General features: G+C 51.4%; 21 protein-coding genes and 3 tRNA genes. 14 read left to right on the forward strand and 10 right to left on the reverse strand.

The genetic code is table 11. The features are described from left to right. The first annotated feature begins 165 nt into the window (after positions 1-165). From ACJY2G_RS14895 to ptrA, 5 genes are all read left to right on the forward strand, one after another. On the forward strand, positions 166-627 hold the full coding sequence (locus ACJY2G_RS14895) for a prepilin peptidase-dependent protein (RefSeq protein WP_430320487.1): 462 nt from the start codon (positions 166-168) through the stop codon (positions 625-627). Beyond that, entirely contained in the window at positions 618-1205 is a 588-nt protein-coding gene (locus ACJY2G_RS14900) for a prepilin peptidase-dependent protein (protein WP_430320488.1), read from the forward strand. The genes ACJY2G_RS14895 and ACJY2G_RS14900 overlap by 10 nt, the downstream gene beginning before the upstream one ends. After that, on the forward strand, positions 1202-1687 hold the full coding sequence (locus ACJY2G_RS14905; RefSeq protein WP_430320489.1) for a YgdB family protein: 486 nt from the start codon (positions 1202-1204) through the stop codon (positions 1685-1687). Before ACJY2G_RS14900 ends, ACJY2G_RS14905 begins: the two co-directional genes overlap by 4 nt. Then, positions 1680-2024 carry a prepilin-type N-terminal cleavage/methylation domain-containing protein gene (locus ACJY2G_RS14910; RefSeq protein WP_430320490.1) on the forward strand — a complete coding sequence of 115 codons (345 nt, stop codon included), beginning with the start codon at positions 1680-1682 and terminating at the stop codon, positions 2022-2024. The genes ACJY2G_RS14905 and ACJY2G_RS14910 overlap by 8 nt, the downstream gene beginning before the upstream one ends. Before the next feature lie 301 nt (positions 2025-2325). Then, on the forward strand, positions 2326-5211 hold the full coding sequence (gene ptrA, locus ACJY2G_RS14915) for a pitrilysin (RefSeq protein WP_439291894.1): 2886 nt from the start codon (positions 2326-2328) through the stop codon (positions 5209-5211). A gap of 83 nt (positions 5212-5294) precedes the next feature. On the opposite strand, the gene argA is transcribed toward ptrA, so the two are convergent. Then, entirely contained in the window at positions 5295-6620 is a 1326-nt protein-coding gene (gene argA / locus ACJY2G_RS14920) for an amino-acid N-acetyltransferase (protein ID WP_112288305.1), read from the reverse strand. A 228-nt stretch (positions 6621-6848) separates the two neighbouring features. Between argA and amiC the strand changes: the two genes are divergently transcribed. Next, complete coding sequence (amiC, locus tag ACJY2G_RS14925) at positions 6849-8099, forward strand: N-acetylmuramoyl-L-alanine amidase AmiC (protein ID WP_120163094.1); 1251 nt, start codon at positions 6849-6851, stop codon at positions 8097-8099. A 113-nt stretch (positions 8100-8212) separates the two neighbouring features. On the opposite strand, the gene ACJY2G_RS14930 is transcribed toward amiC, so the two are convergent. From ACJY2G_RS14930 to ACJY2G_RS14940, 3 genes are all read right to left on the reverse strand, one after another. Further along, positions 8213-8289: transfer RNA gene (locus tag ACJY2G_RS14930), tRNA-Met, on the reverse strand. A gap of 73 nt (positions 8290-8362) precedes the next feature. Continuing rightward, positions 8363-8439: transfer RNA gene (locus ACJY2G_RS14935), tRNA-Met, on the reverse strand. 62 nt (positions 8440-8501) lie between these two features. Then, positions 8502-8578: transfer RNA gene (locus ACJY2G_RS14940), tRNA-Met, on the reverse strand. A gap of 220 nt (positions 8579-8798) precedes the next feature. Between ACJY2G_RS14940 and mltA the strand changes: the two genes are divergently transcribed. Together mltA and tcdA are read left to right on the forward strand one after the other, a co-directional pair. After that, the gene (mltA, locus tag ACJY2G_RS14945) at positions 8799-9911 is read left to right on the forward strand and encodes a murein transglycosylase A (RefSeq protein WP_112288307.1); all 1113 of its coding nucleotides are present in this window, start codon (positions 8799-8801) and stop codon (positions 9909-9911) included. 33 nt (positions 9912-9944) lie between these two features. Beyond that, the gene (gene tcdA, locus ACJY2G_RS14950) at positions 9945-10760 is read left to right on the forward strand and encodes a tRNA cyclic N6-threonylcarbamoyladenosine(37) synthase TcdA (protein WP_112288308.1); all 816 of its coding nucleotides are present in this window, start codon (positions 9945-9947) and stop codon (positions 10758-10760) included. Here tcdA and csdE read toward each other — a convergent pair. Then, the gene (csdE, locus tag ACJY2G_RS14955; protein WP_430320492.1) at positions 10748-11182 is read right to left on the reverse strand and encodes a cysteine desulfurase sulfur acceptor subunit CsdE; all 435 of its coding nucleotides are present in this window, start codon (positions 11180-11182) and stop codon (positions 10748-10750) included. The two genes, tcdA and csdE, sit on opposite strands and share 13 nt — an antisense overlap. A 20-nt stretch (positions 11183-11202) precedes the next feature. Further along, positions 11203-12408 (reverse strand): cysteine desulfurase CsdA, encoded by a 1206-nt coding sequence (gene csdA / locus ACJY2G_RS14960; RefSeq protein ID WP_430320494.1) that lies wholly within the window; start codon positions 12406-12408, stop codon positions 11203-11205. A 188-nt stretch (positions 12409-12596) separates the two neighbouring features. Between csdA and ACJY2G_RS14965 the strand changes: the two genes are divergently transcribed. The 4 genes from ACJY2G_RS14965 to rlmM all read left to right on the forward strand — a co-directional run bounded on the left by ACJY2G_RS14965 (position 12597) and on the right by rlmM (position 15820). Continuing rightward, positions 12597-12818 carry a YgdI/YgdR family lipoprotein gene (locus ACJY2G_RS14965; RefSeq protein WP_112288311.1) on the forward strand — a complete coding sequence of 74 codons (222 nt, stop codon included), beginning with the start codon at positions 12597-12599 and terminating at the stop codon, positions 12816-12818. 492 nt (positions 12819-13310) lie between these two features. After that, on the forward strand, positions 13311-14231 hold the full coding sequence (locus ACJY2G_RS14970; protein WP_112288312.1) for a transcriptional regulator GcvA: 921 nt from the start codon (positions 13311-13313) through the stop codon (positions 14229-14231). Between the two features lie 94 nt (positions 14232-14325). After that, positions 14326-14721 carry a DUF423 domain-containing protein gene (locus tag ACJY2G_RS14975; protein WP_120163097.1) on the forward strand — a complete coding sequence of 132 codons (396 nt, stop codon included), beginning with the start codon at positions 14326-14328 and terminating at the stop codon, positions 14719-14721. After that, on the forward strand, positions 14714-15820 hold the full coding sequence (gene rlmM / locus ACJY2G_RS14980) for a 23S rRNA (cytidine(2498)-2'-O)-methyltransferase RlmM (protein ID WP_113878228.1): 1107 nt from the start codon (positions 14714-14716) through the stop codon (positions 15818-15820). The genes ACJY2G_RS14975 and rlmM overlap by 8 nt, the downstream gene beginning before the upstream one ends. Before the next feature lie 172 nt (positions 15821-15992). On the opposite strand, the gene xni is transcribed toward rlmM, so the two are convergent. The 3 genes from xni to queF form a co-directional block, all read right to left on the reverse strand. After that, the gene (gene xni, locus ACJY2G_RS14985) at positions 15993-16745 is read right to left on the reverse strand and encodes a flap endonuclease Xni (protein WP_112288315.1); all 753 of its coding nucleotides are present in this window, start codon (positions 16743-16745) and stop codon (positions 15993-15995) included. A 77-nt stretch (positions 16746-16822) separates the two neighbouring features. Then, a complete protein-coding gene (ppnN, locus tag ACJY2G_RS14990) occupies positions 16823-18187 on the reverse strand; it encodes a nucleotide 5'-monophosphate nucleosidase PpnN (RefSeq protein ID WP_112288316.1) in 1365 nt (454 codons plus the stop codon). A gap of 170 nt (positions 18188-18357) precedes the next feature. Next, positions 18358-19203: an NADPH-dependent 7-cyano-7-deazaguanine reductase QueF gene (gene queF, locus ACJY2G_RS14995; RefSeq protein ID WP_439291896.1), complete on the reverse strand. Its 846-nt coding sequence runs from the start codon at positions 19201-19203 to the stop codon at positions 18358-18360. A 79-nt stretch (positions 19204-19282) separates the two neighbouring features. Here queF and syd point away from each other — a divergent pair, with 79 nt between their 5' ends. Beyond that, entirely contained in the window at positions 19283-19834 is a 552-nt protein-coding gene (gene syd / locus ACJY2G_RS15000) for a SecY-interacting protein (RefSeq protein ID WP_120163101.1), read from the forward strand. A 676-nt stretch (positions 19835-20510) separates the two neighbouring features. On the opposite strand, the gene ACJY2G_RS15005 is transcribed toward syd, so the two are convergent. Beyond that, positions 20511-21749, reverse strand: a complete 1239-nt coding sequence (locus ACJY2G_RS15005) for an MFS transporter (RefSeq protein ID WP_430320499.1) — start codon at positions 21747-21749, stop codon at positions 20511-20513. A gap of 189 nt (positions 21750-21938) precedes the next feature. Between ACJY2G_RS15005 and ACJY2G_RS15010 the strand changes: the two genes are divergently transcribed. Then, positions 21939-22253, forward strand: a complete 315-nt coding sequence (locus ACJY2G_RS15010) for a YqcC family protein (RefSeq protein ID WP_112288320.1) — start codon at positions 21939-21941, stop codon at positions 22251-22253.

Genomic DNA, 22253 nt, shown 5'->3' on the forward strand with positions numbered 1-22253 from the left:
CGGTGCTATCCCTGCGAGACATCACGCAACTTTTTTGTCGCGGGGATTTCGTTGCATCGAAAGTTCTCACGACATCCTGGAAAAAATGACTCTGCCAGTGGCAGAAAAAATCTAAATGCCTATTTTGGCCGCATGAAAACATTTGAGCGGGCAGGGGAAGAGGGAATGTCGCTGATTGAAATGATGGTTGTCGTGGCTCTGGTCGCCATGTGTACATTGTGGGGGATCCACAGCTGGCGCAATTACCAGCAGGCATTAAAGCTTGAGCAATCTGCTCAGCAGCTGCGTTTGTATCTGTTCGGGGTGCAGGCAGAAGCCAATAATTACAATCGCTCTGCTGTCTTATGGGGCATTGCCGGCACTGATGGATGCGTGGGAACCGGAACCCCTCCTTCAGGTTGTCATAATGCTGTGGGAAAAATATTCGCCACCCGTGGATCCGGCGTGGAGTTACTTGCTGTCAGTGATAAAAGCATGGGCTTTTACGGGCTGCGTAATGCTGCGCTGGCCGGGCATATCACACTGAAAAATTCAGCGGGAAGTTTGCGGATCGTACTTTCTGTCAGAGGACGGTTGCGTACGTGCAGTGAAGCGCAGCCATTGTTGGGCATCGGCTTATGCCAGTGAGCATACCCCGCTGTCAGGGGTTCACGTTACCAGAAGTCATGATAGCGATGGGGATTGGCAGCATGCTGATGCTCAGTGCCGCACAAATCTATCCGCTGATGCGTCAGAGAAGCCAGAGCCTGGGCCGGCATTATCAGCTCGAGCAACTTTTACGCCAGACTACTTTTGCTATTGGCAAAGATATTCGTCGGGCCGGTTTCTGTAACGGAACCTGTGAGGGTAAATCTGTCATCATCGGCAATGCTGCGGGTGAAGCGGCCAATTCCTGCATCCTTGTTATCTATGACCTCAACCATAACGGAAAATGGGATAAGCCTGGAACGGCGGAGTCTGAATATTTTGGTTATCGTTTACGTCAGGGCGGTATTGAAATCCAGCGCGGAGCAGCGGATTGCAGCAGTTCAGGGTGGGAAAAATTTCTTGACCCTGCTGAAGTCAACGTGACCCGGTTTGTGGTAACCGAGGTAGCAGCAAGTGGTTCCGGCCGCCTGTATTCTCTGCAACTTGACGGCAGCTGGAGCAAAAATCCTTTTATCCACCGGCAGGTGACCGAGATGATTGCAGGCCATGTTTTATGACAGCAGCTGAAATGCGCAATTCGGTCAGACAGCGGGGTAGTACGATGATCCTGAGTATTATTGTGATGATGGGGTTGGGGTTGATTGCCCTAAACTCACTGCAACAGCAACTTTCCGCGGGACTGGCGCTGACATCGAATCAGCATCGTTATGTTATTGCCTGGGAAAATGCAGCATCAGCGTTAGCGTGGGGTATACGCCAGTCATGGAAAGACAGCAGCGAACCTTTCTGGCAGTGCCGGAATGTGGCAGCAGGCATCATCGCTTCAGGCACCGGCAGAGTGTGTGTCCGGCCTTCATTGCGCCAGGATATTTTCCTGTTTCGTGGCGAAGGAAGAATGGCAGAAGGCAATGAATCTGTTATGCAATATCAGCAGGTCAGTGTGAAAAAACAGGCCAGCGGAGAGGTGATTTTTTCACCCCTAAAACAGGGATGGCTGGATTTTTGCCCTGAGGCTGATGAGCAGGTCTGCAATGAATGAAATCCAGAAAGAACAACAAGGCTTTAGTCTGACAGAGGCTCTGATTGCGATGTTGTTGCTGTCAGTGTCGATACTTGGACTCCTGAACTACTACCAGTCGCTGACATACGGGTTTATGCGGCAGTGGCAGGTTCAGCAGGCGTGGGCAGAAGCGCATTCTCAGCTTGAAGCCTATTCAGTGACAGGAAAGGGCACTGAGCCTTTTGTCGCTGGTTGGGAATTTCTGCTTACTGGCATTTCAGATGCACAATCCTGCAAGTTAGTCAGTGCTAAGATTCAAACGCCGGCAAAATATCATGCAATGTTGCAGCGCCTGATATGTAATTTCAGCCCCTGAAACGGTGTCCGTCAGCGGCATAACGAAGGACAAAAATACGCTCAAGCCACTTGCAATGGTGAGCTAACAGCTTAGAGTGGTTTAACAGGGTTATTTTCCCCTGTTGGAACATTTGGCTTTATGGCTAAAACGTGACGGAACACAGGAAGAAAATCCCAATGCGATTTTTTTCACAACTATCCTGTTTCTGCGGGGTCTGAACAGACTCATCTGCTCAAAACAGCTTGTTGAGGTTCATCTGTTGTTGAACCCTGTATTTATTGCCCGTGTGGCACGTTTATTCGATTTAGGGAGTGTGGCAATGTTAAAACAGGTTACCCGTATTTCCGGGTTACTGTTGTTATTGACCTTTTGGGCCCCTGTTGTTTCAAGTGCAGCCGACTGGCAGCCTTATCCACAAGCTATCAATAAAAGTCAGAACGACCCGCGTCAGTATCAGGCCATCAAACTGGCGAATGATATGACCGTTTTGCTGGTATCTGATCCTCAAGCCCCCAAGTCTCTCGCTGCACTGGCTATTCCTGTCGGATCACTGGAAGATCCCGGTTCCCAATTAGGCCTGGCTCACTATACCGAACACATGTTGCTGATGGGTTCTAAGAAATATCCTCAGCCTGAAAGCCTTTCTGAATTCCTTAAGAAACACGGCGGTAGTCATAACGGCAGCACGGCGTCTTACCGCACGGCCTTTTATCTGGAAGTGGAAAATGACGCTCTGCCTGAGGCCGTTGATCGCCTTTCCGATGCCATTGGCGAGCCTTTACTGGATCCCGCTAATGGCGACCGCGAGCGTAACGCGGTCAACGCTGAGCTGACGATGGCACGCTCCCGCGACGGAATGCGCATGGCGCAGGTTCGCGCAGAGACATTGAACCCTGAGCATCCGGCAGCCCGTTTCGCCGGGGGGAATCTGGATACCCTGAAAGACAAACCCGGCAGCAAGCTGCATGATGAACTGACGGCTTTTTATCACCGCTATTATTCCGCTAACCTGATGGTCGGCGTGATTTACAGTAATAAGTCTTTGCCGGAACTGGCAGAACTGGCCTCAACGACCTTTGGTCAGATAGCCAATCATCACGCGGTGGTTCCGTCAATCACGGTGCCCACGTTAACCGCTGAACAGAAAGGGGAATTCATCCATTTTGTTCCTGCACAACCCCGCAAAGAATTACGCATTGAATTTGCCATCGATAACAACAGCGCAGATTTTCGCAGTAAAACTGACACCTATATAAGCTATCTGATTGGCAACCGCAGCCCGAATACACTCTCTGACTGGTTACAGAAACAGGGTTATGCTGACGGGATAAGCGCCGGTGCTGATCCGATGGTGAACCGTAATATGGGCGTCTTCAATATCTCGGTTTCCCTGACGGATAAGGGTCTCGCACAGCGTGACACCGTGATTGCTGCTGTATTCAGTTATCTCAACGAGATGCGCGCCAGGGGTATTGAGAAGCCCTATTTTGATGAAATTGCGCACGTGATGGCGCTCGACTTCCGGTATCCGGCATTAACGCGGGATATGGATTACGTCGAATGGCTGGTGGATACCATGCTGCGCGTACCGGTTGAGCACGTTCTCGATTCGCCTTATCTGACAGATCAATACGACCCCAAAGCCATTGGGTCCCGTCTGGATGAAATGACGCCGCAAAATGCGCGCTATTGGATAATCAGCCCAAATGAGCCGCACAATAAAATGGCTTACTTTGTGAATGCGCCTTATCAGGTCGATAAAGTGCCGCCTCAGACTTATGAGCAATGGAAAACCATCGGGCAAACTATCGCGTTATCACTGCCGGCACTGAATCCCTATATCCCTGAGTCACTCGCGCTGGTGACCAAAGACTCTAAAGCGACAAAACCTGAACTGCTGGTGGACGAAAAAGGTTTACGGGTGTTCTACATGCCCAGCAGATACTTTGCTGACGAGCCAAAAGCCAATGTGACCGTTTCTTTCCGCAACGATCAGGCGCTCAGCACGGCTAAAAATCAGGTGCTGTACGGTCTTACGGATTATCTGACTGGCGTAGCGTTCGATCAACTGAGCTATCAGGCGTCCATCGGTGGGATTACTTTCGGCACATCGCCGGACAATGGCCTGCAATTTACAGCTACAGGTTTTACCGAGTGCCTGCCTGATTTGCTGGCAGCGCTGGTAGACAATTATCCTGACTTCAAACCGACTCAGGAACAGCTGGATCAGGCGAAATCGTGGTATCTCGAACGACTGGCTTCGGCAGATAAAGGAAAAGCGTTTGAACTTGCGCTGCAACCTGTTCAGCTGCTTTCCCGCGTGCCTTATACCGAGCGCAGCGAACGAGAAAAACTGGTTTCCGCCATCACCCTTGAAGACGTGAACGCTTACCGTGAACAACTGGTACATCATGCCGCCGTAGAAGTGATGGTTGTCGGTAATATGACTGCCGCTCAGGTTAAAGCCATGTCGCAACAGATCATGCAAAAGCTTGGCGCACACGGAGACAAATGGTGGCGTGGCGAGCAGGCGCAGGTGACTGAGCCGGTAAAAGCCAATATTCAGCGTGTCGGGACCAGTTCGGACTCCGCGCTGGCTGCCGTTTATGTGCCAACAGGTTACGATGAAGTCCAGAGTATGGGATACAGCGCACTGCTCGGGCAGATTATTCAGCCCTGGTTCTACAGCCAGCTGCGTACTCAGGAGCAACTGGGATACGCTGTCTTTGCTTTCCCTATTCCTGTCGGAAAACAGTGGGGGATTGGTTTCCTGCTGCAAAGTAACAGCAAACAACCTGACTATCTGTATCAGCGCTATCTGGCATTTTATCCACAAGCCGAAAAACGCCTGCGTGAAATGAAAGATGCTGAGTTCCTGCAGTACAAGCAGGGTCTGGTCAACGAAATGCAGCAGAATCCGCAAACCCTGGACGAGGAAGCCGACAGATTCGGTAATGATTTCAGTCGCGGAAATGCGCAATTTGATACCAGAGCGAATGTCATCCGCGTGATTGCCGGTCTGACACAAACCCAGCTGGCGGATTACTTCCAGAAAGCGGTGATTAAACAGGAAGGGCTGGCGATGTTGTCTCAGGTTTCGGGCAATGACAGCAAAACACCGCAATATGCCGCACCGGAAGGTTTTAAAACCTGGCCAGATACGTCGACATTGCAGAAAACGCTGGAACCCAATTCTGCTGAATAATTTTGCAGGAACCAGCAGAAAACTAAAAAAGGACGCTTTTGCGTCCTTTTTGTTTTCTATAAGTCACCGTTCAGTACGGAAAGTTACAGCTCAGATATCAGGATTTTTGAACGGCGCTGATAGTTGTACATTTCCTGTTTCTGGATCGGCAATACATCTACCTCTGCCGGTTTAAAACCGCGCTCCTGGAACCAGTGAATGCTGCGCGTCGTCAGGACAAATAAACGGTTTAGCCCCATCATTTTTGCCTGGCTGGCAACACGCTGTAGCAGCATCTCACCTCGTGAAGAACTGCGGTAATCCGGATGAACGGCAACGCAGGCCATTTCGCCAATGCCTTCGTCATGGAACGGATAGAGCGCGGCGCAGGCGATGGTCAGATTATCCCGTTCGATAATCGTGAATTTATCGATTTCCATTTCCAGCTGTTCACGGGAACGGCGCACCAGAATGCCCTGTTGCTCCAGAGGGCGGATCAGTTCAAGGATACCGCCGATGTCGTTAATGGTGGCGCGGCGAACCTGTTCAGCGCTCTCCATGACGATTTGCGTACCGATGCCATCGCGGGAGAACAATTCCTGAACCAGCGCACCGTCTTCCTGATAACTGATCAGGTGGCTGCGACGAACGCCGCTGCGACAGGCTTTCACCGCACCACGCAGGAAGCGCACTGTGCCGGAAAGATAATCGCCACTGGATTCCATCTGATCAATCCGTTCCTGCGCGTCATTCGGGAATAATTCGGAAATGATATTACCTTCCTCATTAATAACCCCCTGCGAAGAACAGAAGCCGATCATTTTCTCGGCTTTAAGCTTAATCGCCAGCTGCGTTGCCACTTCTTCTGATGTCAGGTTGAAGCTTTCACCCGTAACGGAAACTGCAACCGGACCAAGCAATACAATGGCATTGCTGTCGAGCTGACGATGAATGGCTTCTTCATCAATACGGCGGATACGGCCGCTGTGGCAGTAATCGATACCGTCATCCACACCCAGCGGCTGCGCGATAATAAAGTTGCCGCTGACCACGTTGATGTGAGCGCCCTGCAGTGGCGTATTATTCAGGCTCATTGAAAGCCTGGCGGTGATATCAAGCTGTAAAAGGCCGGCAGCCTGCTTAACCAGTTCCAGTGAACGGGCGTCAGTGACGCGGATATTTTTATGGTAAATCGGTTCGTAATTGTGCTCAGAAAGGTTCGCGTCAATCTGCGGACGGGCACCATAAACGACCACCAGACGAATACCTAAGCTGTGTAACAGACCGATATCATTGACAATATTACTGAAGTTCTCATGTTCAATGGCTTCACCACCGAGCATGACAACGAATGTTTTGCCACGGTGAGCATTGATATAGGGAACTGAGTGGCGAAATCCCTGAACCAGTTCAGTACTACGTTCCTTCACGGCAAAACCTCGTTTGAATTTTTATTCGTAATTTTTGTATTTTTATTCTTTTGGGGCCGTGTGGCAAGTAAGAAATCTCTGTTTTTGAATTAACACTGATTACAAACAGGCAACAAATTGATAAATCGAATAAATGTTAGGGAATGACATGCGGGATTCGATTCGCTAGAATTCGCAAACTGATTTTTTTATCACCTGTTTTTTACTTTTAGATACTTTTGAGACTGCATGACTGACGATAATCACAATCCCGGACGACGACGCCTTCTTCAAACCGTAGCTGCCTCCTGGATGCTTAGTGTCAGTAAAGTAGGTTTTGCCGCCAGCTCACAGGTTATCGCGGTACGCATCTGGCCATCCTCGACGTATACCCGCATTACTCTTGAATCCAGCACTCCCTTAAAATATAAGCAGTTTCTGCTTAATGATCCGCCGCGAGTGGTCATTGATATTGAGGGCGTCCACCTGAACAGCGTGCTTAAAGGTCTGGGCGAGAAAGTTCAGCAAAGCGATCCTTATATCCGTCAGGCGCGGGTAGGGCAGTTCGATACCAAAACGGTTCGTATGGTGCTGGAACTCAAGCGGGCCATCAGTCCGCATGTCTTTACGCTTAAACCAGTGGCGGAGTTTCATAACCGTCTGGTTGTCGACCTTTATCCGCAAGAAGGGGACGTCAGTGTTCAGGATGATCCTCTGCTGGCGTTACTGGAAGATTACAATCGCGGGGATGTCGCAAGAACGCTGCCGCCGGAAACCAGGAAAGACGGTCAGGCAGGGCGCAGCAGGCCGCTGGTGATCATGCTTGATCCCGGCCATGGTGGAGAAGACCCGGGCGCTATCGGAAAATACAAAACCCGCGAGAAAGATGTCGTATTGCAGATTGGCCGAAGGTTACAGAAGCTGATCGCGCGTGAACCCAATATGAAAGCGCATATGACCCGCAACGAAGACGTATTTATCCCGCTGAAAGTCCGCGTGGCAAAGGCGAGAAAGCTGCGGGCAGATCTGTTTATCTCTATCCATGCGGATGCGTTTACCAGCCGGGCTGCCAAAGGATCGTCGGTGTTTGCGTTATCAACGAAAGGCGCAACCAGTTCAGCGGCACGTTTTCTGGCACAAACGCAGAATGAATCCGACCTGATAGGCGGCGTCAGCAAAAGCGGTGACCGCTATCTCGATCATACGATGTTTGATCTGGTTCAGACGGCGACCATCAGTGACAGCCTGAAATTCGGTAAAGAAGTGCTGACGCGGATGGGCAAGATTAATCATCTGCACAAAAACAAAGTCGATCAGGCGGGATTCGCTGTGCTGAAAGCGCCGGATATTCCTTCGATTCTGGTCGAGACGGCGTTTATCAGTAACATCAATGAAGAGAAAAAACTTCGGACTGCGCATTTTCAGCAGCAGGTGGCGGAGTCCATTCTTGCGGGGATCAAAGCGTACTTTGCTCAGGGCGGGATGTCTGCGAGGGGATGAGTTCGATGTGACGCGGGAAGTGCGTTCCCGCTGTTTACCGGAATTCAGATACAAAAAAACACCCGTTAAGGTGCCTGATGTTTTACTGCTTAATGATACTGATTTTTAGTAGTTGGTTGCGGGGGCCGGATTTGAACCGACGACCTTCGGGTTATGAGCCCGACGAGCTACCAGGCTGCTCCACCCCGCGTCCGTCACTACTTAGCACTGCTTTACTTCATCACATTATCCGAACTGAGCATCTTCATACTTCAGTCTCGAATTGGTTGCGGGGGCCGGATTTGAACCGACGACCTTCGGGTTATGAGCCCGACGAGCTACCAGGCTGCTCCACCCCGCGTCCGTATACTGCTTTACTTCATCGTACAATTCAACTGAGCATTTCATACATCGAAATCGAATTGGTTGCGGGGGCCGGATTTGAACCGACGACCTTCGGGTTATGAGCCCGACGAGCTACCAGGCTGCTCCACCCCGCGTCCGATGGAGGCGAACTATACTCCCCATGAGATTTCGTGCAACCCTTTTTTGAATTTATTCAAATAAAGCACTTAGTTGCTGGCTTTTTATCCACAAAATGGCCGTTCGAAGCACAATTTGGGTCAGTACACTTTTTTCGACTGTGACAATTCCTTTCTGACAGGCCGTTTGTTATCGTTTCGCCAGTCATTTCCCTGAATGTAAGAGAGCGCGGCAATAATGAAAGGACGTTGGAGTAAATATCTGCTGGGTGGTCTGGTGATAGCGGTACTGGCGGGATGTTCCTCGCGACCCACCGACCGTGGCCAGCAGTATAAAGATGGTCGCCTCGATAATGCGCTTGAATACGTGAATGAGCCGAATGCGACGGGCAAACCGGTTAATGCGCTGGATTACTCCAATCAGGTTGCCGCAGTTCAGATTGCCTCTTCTTCTTTATACGGTCGTAACAACACGACATTTCAGGCTGTCGAACAATGGTTACGGTCCGGCGCGGATACCCGCAATCTGAGCCAGTACGGCATCAGCGCTTATCAGATGGAAGGTGCTGACAATTTCGGTAACGTTCAGCTGACCGGCTATTACACGCCAGTGGTACAGGCGCGTTATACGCGTCAGGGTGAATTCCAGTATCCGCTGTACCGTATGCCGCCAAAACGGGGTCGTCTGCCTGACCGTGCCTCGATTTATTCCGGAGCCCTGAGCGATAATTACGTCGTCGCCTGGACCAATTCCCTGATGGATAACTTCATGATGGAAGTGCAGGGCAGCGGGTATGTCGATTACGGCGATGGTCGCCCGTTCATGTTCTTTGGTTATGCCGGCAAGAATGGCCATGCTTACCGCAGTATCGGCAAAGTGCTGATCGACCGTGGTGAAGTGGCGCGCGAAAACATGTCGATGCAGGCTATCCGTCAGTGGGCCGATACACACAGCGCGGCAGAAGTCCGTGAACTGCTGGAGCAAAACCCGTCATTCGTGTTCTTCAAGCCTGAGCCTTTCGCGCCAGTTCGCGGTGCCAGCGGCGTTCCGCTGATTGCCAAAGCCTCGGTAGCGTCTGACCGTTCGCTGATCCCGGCGGGGACAACATTGCTGGCAGAAGTGCCTGAGCTGAATGATAAAGGCAAGTTTACCGGTAAATATCACATGCGCCTGATGGTAGCACTGGATGTCGGCGGAGCGATTAAAGGACAACATTTCGATATGTATCAGGGTATTGGCCCTGACGCCGGACATTCTGCCGGATTTTATAATCACTATGGACGCGTCTGGGTGTTAAAATCAGCGCAGAACGGCAAACCGCTGTTCACGGCCTACGCGCCCTCTAACTAGATTTCGACACAACGCACTGAGGTTTATCTTTTCATGACAGCTACCTATTCCGACGCTTATCAGCAACGTTTTGGCGGAACTGCCCGGCTTTATGGTCAGCAATCGCTGGAGTTGTTCTCGCAGGCGCATGTCTGCGTTATTGGTATCGGCGGAGTGGGCTCATGGGCGGCGGAAGCGCTGGCGCGAACCGGCATTGGCGCGATAACGCTGATTGATATGGATGACGTCTGCGTGACCAACACCAACCGTCAGATTCATGCCTTGCGTGAAAATGTCGGGCAGGCGAAAACAGAAATCATGGCGCAGCGTATTCTGGCGATTAATCCCGAGTGCAAGGTGACGTGTATAGACGATTTTATTACGCCTGATAACGTCGCTGAGATGCTCGACCAGGGTTTCAGCTACGTGATTGATGCTATTGACAGCGTGCGGCCAAAAGCTGCTCTGCTGGCTTATTGCCGTCGTTATAAGATCCCGGTGGTAACGACAGGCGGTGCGGGCGGGCAGATCGATCCGACACAAATCGCGGTCGTGGATCTGGCGAAAACTATTCAGGATCCGCTGGCGGCAAAACTGCGTGAGCGTCTGAAAAGTGATTTCAACGTGGTGAAAAACAGCAAAGGTAAGCTCGGAATTGACTGTGTATTTTCCAGCGAACCGCTGATGTACCCGCAGGCAGATGGTTCTGTGTGTGCCTCAAGGGCAACGGCAGAAGGGCCGAAACGGATGGACTGCGCTTCCGGTTTTGGGGCGGCGACGATGGTTACCGCGACGTTTGGCTTTGTCGCGGTATCTCATGTGCTGAAGAAAATGATGGCGAAAGCACAGCGTCAGGCTCAGGCCGCCTGACGGGCAAGAGCGATTACGCCGGCTGCCAGCGCGTTAAGTCCGCTTGCGCGGCTGGTGCTGAGCTGCTCACGCAATCCTAATACATCAAATAACGCCAGCGGATCCCGCTTTAAGATCTCGTCTGGCGTTTTGCCTTCTACGGCAGTCAGTAATACGGCCAGCAAACCTTTCACGATCCGACCTTCACTGTCGCCATAAAAATGCATCGTCCCGTTCTCTGATTTTTCCGCGCCAAGCCAGACCCGATTTTCACATCCAGATAGCTCATTTTCAGGTGTTTTCAGCGCCGTATCCAGCGGTGGTAGGGATTTTGCGAGCAGGATTAACTGGCGGTAGCGGTCTTCCCACTGACGAAATGACGCAAATTTTTTGGTAAGTGAGGCTTCAGTGATCTCATGGCCGAAAGGATGTGGCGCTGACATGGTATTCCCCAAACAATGAATTAATCGGCTAACAGGTCGAGAGCGTATTTTACCGCACCGACCAGCCGCGTGACGTCCTGTTCATTATTATACGGCGCAAATGAGGCCCGTAATGTTCCGCTGATGCCCAGAGCATTCATCAGTGGCTGAGCGCAATGCTGTCCGGCGCGCAAGGCGATCGCCTGTTCGGCCAGCAAAGCTACCAAATCACTGTGATGTACACCGGCAATATCGAATGCCAGAACGGACGAATGGTGACAGCGGAAACTGCGGAAGCCTTCAATCTGCGCAAGTTGTTCTTCAGCCAGTGCCGCCAGCTGTTGTGCATATTTCTCTGCTGCGGGCAGATCGACAGTTTTTAACCATTCCAGCGCAGCAGACATGCCGACCACACCGGCAATATTTGGCGTTCCCGCTTCGAAGCGGTGCGGAACAGCCTGCGGCGTGAAATCTGTCATGGAAGCTTGCGTCAGCATTTTCCCGCCGCCCTGCCATGGCGACATACTGTCGAGTAATGCTGTTTTGCCATACAGCACGCCGATGCCGGTCGGGCCGTAAAGCTTATGACCTGAGAAAGCATAAAAGTCGATATCGAGACGTTGTACATCTGACGGACAATGCACCACACCTTGTGCGCCATCGATAAGCACGGGCGCGCCGTTTGCGTGTGCCAGTTCAACGGCGCGGGCAATATCAGGCATTGCGCCCGTCACGTTCGACATTTGCGTCAGCGCCAGCAGGCGTGTCTTATTGCTCAGCAGGCGGGGAAGGGCGTCGATCTCGGGTATGCCCTGTTTATCCACCGGCAGCGTAACAACGTGCGCCTGACATTGCTGCGCCACCATCAGCCACGGAATAAGGTTCGCGTGATGTTCTGCCTGACTGACGATAATCTCATCACCCGGTTGCAGTCGTGGGCGCAGCCAGCTTTGTGCCACCAGATTGATAGATTCCGTGGTTCCCCGCGTCCAGACGATATTTTCGCTACGTGGCGCATTAATCCATTGCGCCATCTTTACTCTGGCCTGCTCGTAATGTTCCGTCAGGGTTTGCGCCGCACGATGCTGGCTGCGGTGAACGGTAGCGCCTTCCTGAGAGTAGAAATTCACGGTGGCGTCGATCACTGCCTGCGGCTTCAGCGCGGTGGCTGCACTGTCGAGATAGCATTGTCCCTGGGACAGTGCAGGAAAGTGCTGACGGAAAACGGCGGGGTTAAAGTCTTTCATACCAATTCAGATCCTTCAGCCTGAGTTCAAAAATGTAGGTTTTTTGTAACACAAGCCGCTTATTCATTTTAGGAATGGTTACCTGGAAATTTATCAGAAGTTTGTTATGCTGAATTACGTTAACTAAATACATTAGCCTGGAAGTTTAACCAGGATTTTTAAGCATTTTAATCTGCAAGGAGTCTATGATGAAGAAGATCGCCGCCGTAATTTCAGCTGCACTGCTGACCACAACACTTGCCGCCTGTTCAAGCAACTACGTGATGCATACCAACGATGGCCGTACCATTGTTGCTGATGGCAAACCTAGCACGGACAATGATACCGGTATGATCAGTTATACCGATGCGTATGGCAACAAGCAGCAGATCAATAAATCTGAAATCAAAGAAATGGCAGAAGGGAACTAATCCCTCAGGTGCCCCCCCGAGTGTATGAATCCGGGGTAACCTCACGTTCTGCTCTATGACAAAACCGGCTCTTCTTGCGATGAGGCCGGTTTTGTCACATTATGCGCCCGCATTCCTGTCTCTTTGCCCCAAACTTTTTGCTCCATATTTTTTGCCCCAAACACAGGCAAAAAAAAAGCACCGCAAATAGCGGTGCTGAAAAATCACTTTGGACAGACAGGGTAATGTACAGGAAGTGAAAAGTTTGTAGCATTCAAGCTACGTGTCTGGATTGCCAGACAATTGCAAACACAACATCACAACCACAAGCCAAAAGTATTTCAGCATCCTCATACCAATCTACTTTTCGTTCCGGCTCAGGAAGTGGCGCCACTATAGGTTTTTGCCTGTACATCCTCAACGGACAAATTATAATGTCTCGGATTAAAAAAACTAATATCTAAATCCGCGGACAGGTGCTCCGCTTACCGGCGAATAAGAAGTACCCATTCTATGTCAAAACGTTTACCGCCTTTGAATTCTCTGCGGGTATTTGATGCCGCAGCGCGCCACCTTAGTTTTACTAAGGCTGCCGAGGAATTGTTCGTCACGCAGGCCGCCGTTAGCCACCAGATTAAGTCACTTGAGGACTTTTTAGGGTTAAAACTGTTTCGCCGGCGCAATCGCTCATTGTTACTGACCGAAGAAGGGCAGAGCTATTATCTGGATATTAAGGAGATATTCTCATCCCTGAATGAGGCGACGAGAAAACTCCAGGCACGCAGCGCGAAAGGCGCTCTGACGGTGAGTTTGCCGCCGAGCTTTGCGATTCAGTGGCTGGTGCCAAGATTGTCTGGCTTTAACTCAGCTTATCCGGGCATCGATGTGCGCATCCAGGCTGTGGATCGCGAAGAAGACAAATTATCCGACGATGTCGACGTGGCGATTTTCCACGGCCGGGGCAACTGGCCGGGGCTGCGGGCCGAGCGTTTATATGCTGAGTATTTACTTCCGGTTTGTTCTCCTTCTTTACTGATGAGCGATAATCCGCTGAAGGAACCGGCAGATTTAAGCCACCACACTTTGCTGCATGATGCTTCCCGCCGCGACTGGCTGGCCTACACCAAACAGCTCGGGTTACAACAAATCAATGTCCAGCAGGGGCCTATTTTCAGCCATAGCGCGATGGTGGTTCAGGCCGCCGTCCACGGGCAAGGTATTGCGCTGGTGAATAATGTCATGGCGCAGACTGAAATTGAGGCCGGACGTCTGGTCTGCCCGTTCAGCGAAGTTTTGATCAGTAAAAATGCTTTTTATCTGGTTTGTCATGACAGTCAGGCAGAACTGGGTAAAATAGCCGCCTTTCGTCAGTGGATCCTCGCGCGTGCAGCCAGCGAGCAGGAAAAACTGCGCTTTCGTTTCGATCAGGCATGAAGCCGGATCGCCTGGGAGAGAAAGTCCAGGGTCTGCTTATCAGACTGATTACTTGGGATTTTCATCGGCTAATAACGATAACAGGTAACGCACAATGACCAGTCGTTCAATGTTGATCTTCGCCGCAATCAGCGGCCTTATCTACGTCGCTTTCGGTGCCTTTGGCGCACACGTGTTGAGTCAGTCGCTCGGCGAAGCAGAAATGGCGTGGATCCACACCGGATTAACGTATCAAAGTATTCATACGCTGGCGGTGATGATTTTAGGTGTTGCGATGCAGCGCCAGCGTAATGTGTGGTTCTACTGGAGCAGCGCTTTTTTAGCGCTGGGAACCGTGTTGTTCAGCGGCAGCCTTTATTGTCTGGCGCTGTCGCATCTCCGTTTATTCGTTTTTGTAACTCCGATTGGCGGTACCTTGTTCCTGGTCGGTTGGATTTTGATGTTGATCGGCGCACTGCGCCTGAAGAAAAAGGCCGAACGCCATGAATAAAGTTGCTCTCTACTGCCGTCAGGGTTTTGAAAAAGAATGCGCAGCAGAAATTACCGACAAAGCCGCAAAGATGGAAATCTTCGGTTTTGCCCGCGTTAAAGAAAACAGCGGATATGTGTTGTTTGAATGCTATCAGCCAGATGATGCTGACAAGATTGCGAAGAATTTGCCGTTCCGCGAACTGATTTTTGCCCGTCAGTTAATCGTGGTCGGCGAATTGCTGAAAGATTTGCCGCCGGAAGACCGTGTTTCTCCGATCGTCGGCATGGTACAGAACGTGATCACCAACGGCGGTGAGCTTCGCGTCGAAGTGCCGGACACCAATGAAAGCAAAGAGCTTACCAAGTTCTGTCGCAAACTGACGGTGCCGCTGCGTTCAGCGATGCGTGAACGCAAAGTGCTGGGTAAGAAAGAGAATGCGCTGCGCCCTGTAGTGCATGTGTTCTTTATTGCGCCTGGCTGCTGCTACGTCGGGTATTCCTACAGCAACAACAATTCACCCTTCTATATGGGTATTCCACGCCTCAAGTTCCCGTCTGAAGCGCCAAGCCGTTCGACGCTGAAACTGGAAGAAGCTTTCCACGTCTTTATTCCGGCGGATGAGTGGGATGAACGTCTGGCGAGTGGCATGTACGCGGTCGATTTAGGCGCGTGTCCGGGCGGCTGGACGTATCAGCTGACACAACGCAGCATGATGGTCACGGCTATCGACAACGGTCCGATGGCGCCAAGCCTGATGGAAACTGGCCAGGTTATTCATCTGCGCGAAGACGGCTTCCGCTATAAATCCACCAGTACCAAAAACTACTGGCTGGTCTGTGACATGGTAGAGAAACCGGCGAAAGTGGCTGCACTGATGTGTGACTGGCTGGTCAACGGCTGGTGTCGCGAGGCGATTTTCAATCTGAAGTTACCGATGAAAAAGCGTTACGAAGAAGTGTCTAATATTCTTGAGCGCATCGATGAACGTCTGAAAGAAAATGGCGTGAACGCGGAGATCTTCGCGAAACAGCTTTATCATGACCGCGAAGAAGTCACCGTGCATATCCGCCGTTTCTGGTCGGCGATTGGCGGGCGTCGCGACGAGCGTGATCGCTGATACTCTTCATACTTCGAGTTGCTGATGCGTTGGCTGCATGCACTCACCCGAATCACTTACTCAGGTAAGCTCATCGGGATTCACTTACTTGCCGCCTTCCTGCAACTCGAATTATTTTGAGTATCCTGATTATGGCGTTTCTTAATTAAGAAGCGCCTTTTTTACACCCATTTTATGGCAGGCGCAGTTGCTGTAAGTTGCCATCCAGCGCGACGTCGGTTTGCAGCGTTGAAACCCGTTTGCAGATATAAGCCTGTTCACGGTGTTCCTCCAGCTTCTTACGCCACTTTTCCGGCACGCCTTCCAGATTATCGTAAAGTTCATCCAGCGAGCCGGTTTGCGTCAATAATGTCACCGCTGTCTTCGGGCCAATGCCCGGCACGCCTGGAATTTTACTGCTGCTGATCCCCGCCAGACCCCAGTAATCGGTCAGCTGTTGCGGCAGAACACCAAAAGTTTCCTGCACAAAAGGCATATCCAGCCAGCGTTTCTGGAAGTAATCGCGGATCTGAACATTCGGTGCCAGAAGCTGGCAATAACCTTTATCGGTTGAAACGATAGTGACCTGATGACCGCCAGACGATACTTTTGCCGCCAGCGTGGCTGCCAGGTCATCCGCTTCATTGCCCGCAGAATGCCAGCAGGCGATGCCCTGCGCTTCGAAACCGGCTTTCAGGCTGGGCATTTCTGCAAACAGATTGTCCGGCATCGGTGTGCGTCCGGCTTTGTAATCAGGCAGGCTCTGATGACGCCAGCTGTCGGCGCGGTCATCTTCGTCAAATACGGCAACGGCGTGCGTGGGCTGAGTATGCTGAATCAGCTGGCCGATGGCATTCTGGCAGGTAACAAGACAAGGCGAGCCCTGAACTGCATGAATACGGCGGATCAGGTTCAGGGCGTCGATAATAAGCAGATGTATTGCCATAATAATCTCCATAATAAAGGCGACTTACGTCGCCCTTAGATCTGCTTTAGAAGTGTGCTTGCCGTGTGATCGGTCGGTCAGGCACAAATCTCATAACAAGGAATGTACGCGCTGCCCGGCAATTTCATGCGGTGCTGTGCGACGAACCCTTGCAGCAGGCTGTCCATTTTTTTCATTAATGCCGGATCACCATGCAGTTTGAAGCGACCATGTTGCTCGATGGCGTGGATCCCAAACTCTTTCACGTTACCGGCCACAATACCGGAGAAGGCGCGGCGCAATGCGGCGGCCAGTTCCTGCGGCGGCTGGTTTGGATAAAGGTTCAGGTTCGCCATGTTTTCATGGTTTGGTTCGAACGGATGCTGTAGATCAGGCGCAATACGAATCGACCAGTTAAAGCTGTAAGCATCGCCGCTGTTCCGGCGGTTTTCTTTCACCAGCGGCATCGCGCGTTTCATCTGACGGGCCACTTCTGTCGGATCGTCGATAATGATGGTGTAGAACTTACAGGCTTCTTCGCCCAGCGTTTCTTTAATGAAAGCATCGAGCACGTGGAAGTAATCGGCACTTTCTTTCGGACCGGTCAGGATCAGCGGGAGAACCTGATCGCTGTTTTCCGGATCCATCAGGATCCCCAGCAGATACAGCAATTCTTCTGCGGTACCGACGCCGCCAGGGAAAATAATGATCCCGTGGGCAATGCGAACAAATGCCTCAAGCCGTTTTTCAATATCAGGCATGATGATCAGTTCGTTGACCAGCGGATTAGGCGGCTCAGCGGCAATAATTGAAGGTTCTGTCATGCCGATAAAGCGGCCTGATTTGTAACGCTGTTGTGCGTGACCGACGGCGGCACCTTTCATTGGCGCTTCCATCGCACCCGGGCCACAGCCGGTGCAAATGTTCAGTTCGCGCAAACCCAGCTGGCTGCCGACGTTACGGGCGTACTGGTATTCGATTTCATTAATAGAGTGGCCGCCCCAGCACACGACCATGTTTGGATCTTCATCCAGATGCAGGGCGCGGGCGTTGCGTAAGATAGAAAACACCAGGTTGGTCAGATGCGCTGAATTTTCGGTATTCAGATGCTGAAAACGACCAGCGTTATCAATTTGCCCGCTGACGAAGAGAATATCGCGCAGCACGGCAAACAGGTTGGCCTGTAATGAACGGATAATCCGGCCATCCACAAACGCGTCTTCCGGCGGGTTCACCAGTTCCAGTTTCACACCGCGCTCTCTGCGCAGCACGTTGATATCAAAGCTTTCGTAACGATCGAGAAGTTCTTTACTGCTGTCAGTCTGACTGCCGCTGTTAAGGACGGCCAGTGAACAATTTCGGAAAAGGCGATAGAGGTCGCTGCTCGCCGTGCGTTTGAGCATGTCGACTTCCAGCTGCGACAACAAATCCATTGAGCCTAACGGGCTGATATGTGTAATCAAAGTTGCTCCTTGACACCAACGGGTGCAGTGATTCTTTCTGCTACCTGATTGCGGCGCATGATTTTTCGGATCATGTTTTTTGCGCCGTATACAATTTAACAGTAACCCTGTCATCAGGCTTTTACCAATGCTCACAGAGCGTTAGCTCAGTTCTTGAGCAACGTCTCGCATTATTGTCTGACAAGTCTCGCTGTTGCAGGTTCAAACGGGAAGTTGGATCTCCACGGATTGATATCCAGCCCGCCGCGACGAGTGTAGCGGGCGTACACGGCGAGTTTTTCCGGCTGGCAGAAACGCAGCATATCGTTGAAGATCCGTTCGACGCATTGTTCGTGGAATTCGTTGTGATGACGGAAAGACACCAGATAGCGCAGCAGGGCTTCACGGTCGATTTTCGGGCCACGGTATTGGATTTGCACGGAACCCCAGTCAGGCTGATGGGTAATCAGACAGTTTGATTTCAGCAGATGACTCACCAGTGACTCTTCAACGATTTCCTCACCTCTGGCACTGGCCAGATAATCAGTGCTGAATTCATAGCTGTCGATTTCAATATCCTGCTCATCAATACAGATACCGTCGAAACGTCCTACCCGCGTGCCTTCAATTTCAGACAGACGGCTGACCGTTACGGTCACGTCACCTTGCGCACAGGCGCTCAGGTCACGGGTTAAGGTTTCCTGTACTGTTTCCCAGTCGGGGAAGACGGTCTGATTAAAACTGTTCAGATAGAGTTTGAAACTTTTGGATTCAATCAGGTTCTGACTATTAGCATTCAGGCTGATTTCGCCCACAGCAACCTGTGGCAATCCCTTCGCGTTGAGCCAGGACAGTTCATACAGCGTCCAGATATCTGCGCCATGAAACGGTAAGTTATCCGGATACAAGCCCAGCGGCTCACGGTTCATGCTGCGCGGAACGGCCTGTAATAAAGACGCATCGTAATGGTCAACGTAAGCCGTACTTTTGCCCAGCGTCAGTTGCGCCAGAGCGGGGTTATCCTGATATGAGGACATGCTGTCACCTTGCTTAGAGATCGGTACAATAGAGAATAGTCACCAGTTTAACCCAGCCTTAGCGGAAGATGAGAGAATTATGGAGTCTGAAGTTTCAGTAGCATTGCGTGAATTTACTCAGCGTTTTGTCGATCTCTGGCAACAGGAAACCGGCATGCCGCCTGCCAGTGAAGCCCTGTTTGGGGTGGCTTCGCCGTGCGTGGTGAAGACGGAAGAAGACAAAGTCTACTGGCTGACTCAGACGTTCAGCCCGCAGGCGACCCTGGAAAATGTTGAACGCGCGATGGAATTACAACTGCGCCCGGAGGCGCATGCGTTTTATACCACGCAGTTTGCCGGAGACATGACCGCCAGCTGGCAAGGCAATGCGCTGACACTGTTGCAGGTCTGGAGCCCGGAAGATTTCACCCGTTTGCAGGAGAATCTGATTGGTCATCTGGTGACGCAAAAGCGTCTGAAGCTGACGCCAACGACTTTTCTGGCGACCACAGATTCCGAGCTGGATCTGGTTTCGCTGTGTAATGTGACCGGGAATGTTGTGCTGGAACAGTTCGGCAGTAAAAAACGAACTATACTCTCGCCATCGTTGTCAGAATTCCTTACAATGCTGACCGCTGTTTACCCCGCCTGATTTTATTGTCGATGTACCCCATTCCGCAGAGCACAAATGGCTCACAAGCGTGTGAGAGATCTCTCACAAAGACTGTAAGAGATCTCGCTAATTTGACTTAATTACTTCACGATAAAAACTCATATAACAATCAATATCAATAAGTTAACTCACTTATTCTTCGTGAGGCGGCTTACATTCCCTGATTTTGGCTTACAGCCTGTCTTGTCCGGAAGGGCAAAATCAACGATTCTAGTCGTGCACCAAGGAAGCATGAGACAGAACATCAGGATGATGGCTGAATCATTAAAGAAGGGGACGGCTCAGGAAGAGTCAGGACGGCATCGGATTATGCCAGGATGTTTCAGGATGAAACCAGGGACACCTCCAGGACGGAGAAGAGAGCTCACAAAGGAAGCTGAGCGGGTCACAGATGACCAAGGGATATCAGTCAGGATGACTTAGGATAGAACGTCAGGATGAAAGTTGGACGATGCGAAGGACAGCCGGTTAGGATAACCGCAGGAAAAGTTTTCAGGGATTGAGCAGGGAGCACTTAGGTAGCTGGATTGCTATAAAACGAACCGGGGGCACTGTGTAAACAGTGCCCCCAACTTTTTGTCTGAATCTTTTCTCGCACGCCTGAACATTCTGATAACAGAAGGCGTTCCGCGATATCCGAAGCGCCTCTCAGTTATTAGCCAATTGCCCCTAAGACATCATCCTGCCCCTGTTTTTTCGGCAGCAGGAATAACGTGGCGAAGATATCCAGCAGGTAAATCGCAGCCAGTAACGTAATCGCTGCGGTAAACGACACCTGCGCGACCAGTATCCCGATCACCAGCGGACCAAAACCGCCCACACCACGTCCGAGATTAAATAACAGATTCTGCGCCGTCGCCCTGACGTGTACCGGATAGAGATCGGAAATCAGTCCGCCGTAACCGCCAATCATGCCATTCACAAACATGCCCATCAGCGCACCCGCGAACAACATCAGCGTCGGATCGGTAAGCTGCGCATAACACACCACCATAATGACCGCACCGACCTGATAAATCAGGAAGATTTTCCAGCGCGGGAAACGGTCAGAAAGCATGCCGAACAGCCAGATCCCAAACGTCATCCCTACAACCGTGACCGCCGTCCACAGGCCGGATTTAGTCAGCGAGAAGCCGAAGTTTTTCGACAGATAGCTTGGCATCCAGATCATCAGACCGTAATAGCCAAAGTTCTGCACAGAACACAGGATCAGAATGCCGATACTGGCTTTCGTCGTGACTTTATCGCGAAACAGTAACTTAATGCGGCTGAACAGTGAGCCATCATTGTTGCTGGCAGTGTGTTTAACGAAAGCTTCCGGTTCGCCCATGGTGCGGCGGATAAGGAAAGAAGCCAGCGCCGGTAACAGGCCGACCAGAAACATGCCGCGCCAGCCGATAATGCCGAGCAGCATTGGCGTCAGGAAGGCTGCCATTAACACGCCGAGCTGCCAGCCCATGCCGACATACGCTGAGGCGCGGTTACGTTTTTCCGCCGGCCACGCTTCTGCAATCAGCGCCATGCCGATACCGAACTCGCCACCGAGCCCGACGCCTGCCAGCGTGCGGTAAATCAGTAAATCCCAGTAGCCTTGTGCGAAAGCACATAAACCAGTGAACAGGGAGAACATCAGAATGGTGAAGGTCAGTACACGGATGCGGCCGAAGCGATCGCTGATGGGGCCGAAAATCACGCCGCCCATTACGGCACCAATCAGAGTCCAGGTGACCAGAGAGCCACTTTGTGAGGATGATAAACCAAATTCGCTGGTGATAGCGGGAAGCATGAAGCCGAGGATCAGTAAATCAAAGCCGTCCATGGCGTAGCCGGTGACGGAGGCCAGCATAGCTTTTGCCGGTGTTGCGTGTGCTTTTTGAGTATGTTGTGCGGACATTTTTACACATCTGTGAAGAAAAAAGTGGCGGTAGTTTGCCCGTAACGGGCGTTTATCGCCACCACGAAAAACTTATGGCTGGATTGATTAATTGGATACGATGCAGAAAGTTGGGGCATCAGTCCTTCAATGTTATGCTTTGCGCCCCCGGCGGAGGCTGCCCGGGGCCATGAACGAAGAGAGTCATTGATGAATACAGAAAACCAGGTTCGCCAGATTTTAGAAGATATCGAGCAGGTCATGCGTGATGACAAGTTGTGGCACGCCACACCGCCGGAAGCGGAAGCCTTTGAAAGCAAAGAGCCGTTTTCTGTGGATACTATGTCTGCTGAGCAATGGCTGCAATGGGTGCTGGTTCCCCGTATGTACGCGTTGCTGGAAGCTCAGGCGCCACTGCCAACCCGTTTTGCAATCACCCCCTATTTTGAAGTGGCGATGCCGGAAGCACTCCGTTTGCTGACACAGCTGCAACGCCTCGACGATTTGCTGAATATAGAAGACTGA

This window comes from Rahnella sp. ATs2 (assembly GCF_051851855.1).
Taxonomy (GTDB): Bacteria; Pseudomonadota; Gammaproteobacteria; order Enterobacterales; family Enterobacteriaceae; genus Rahnella; species Rahnella variigena.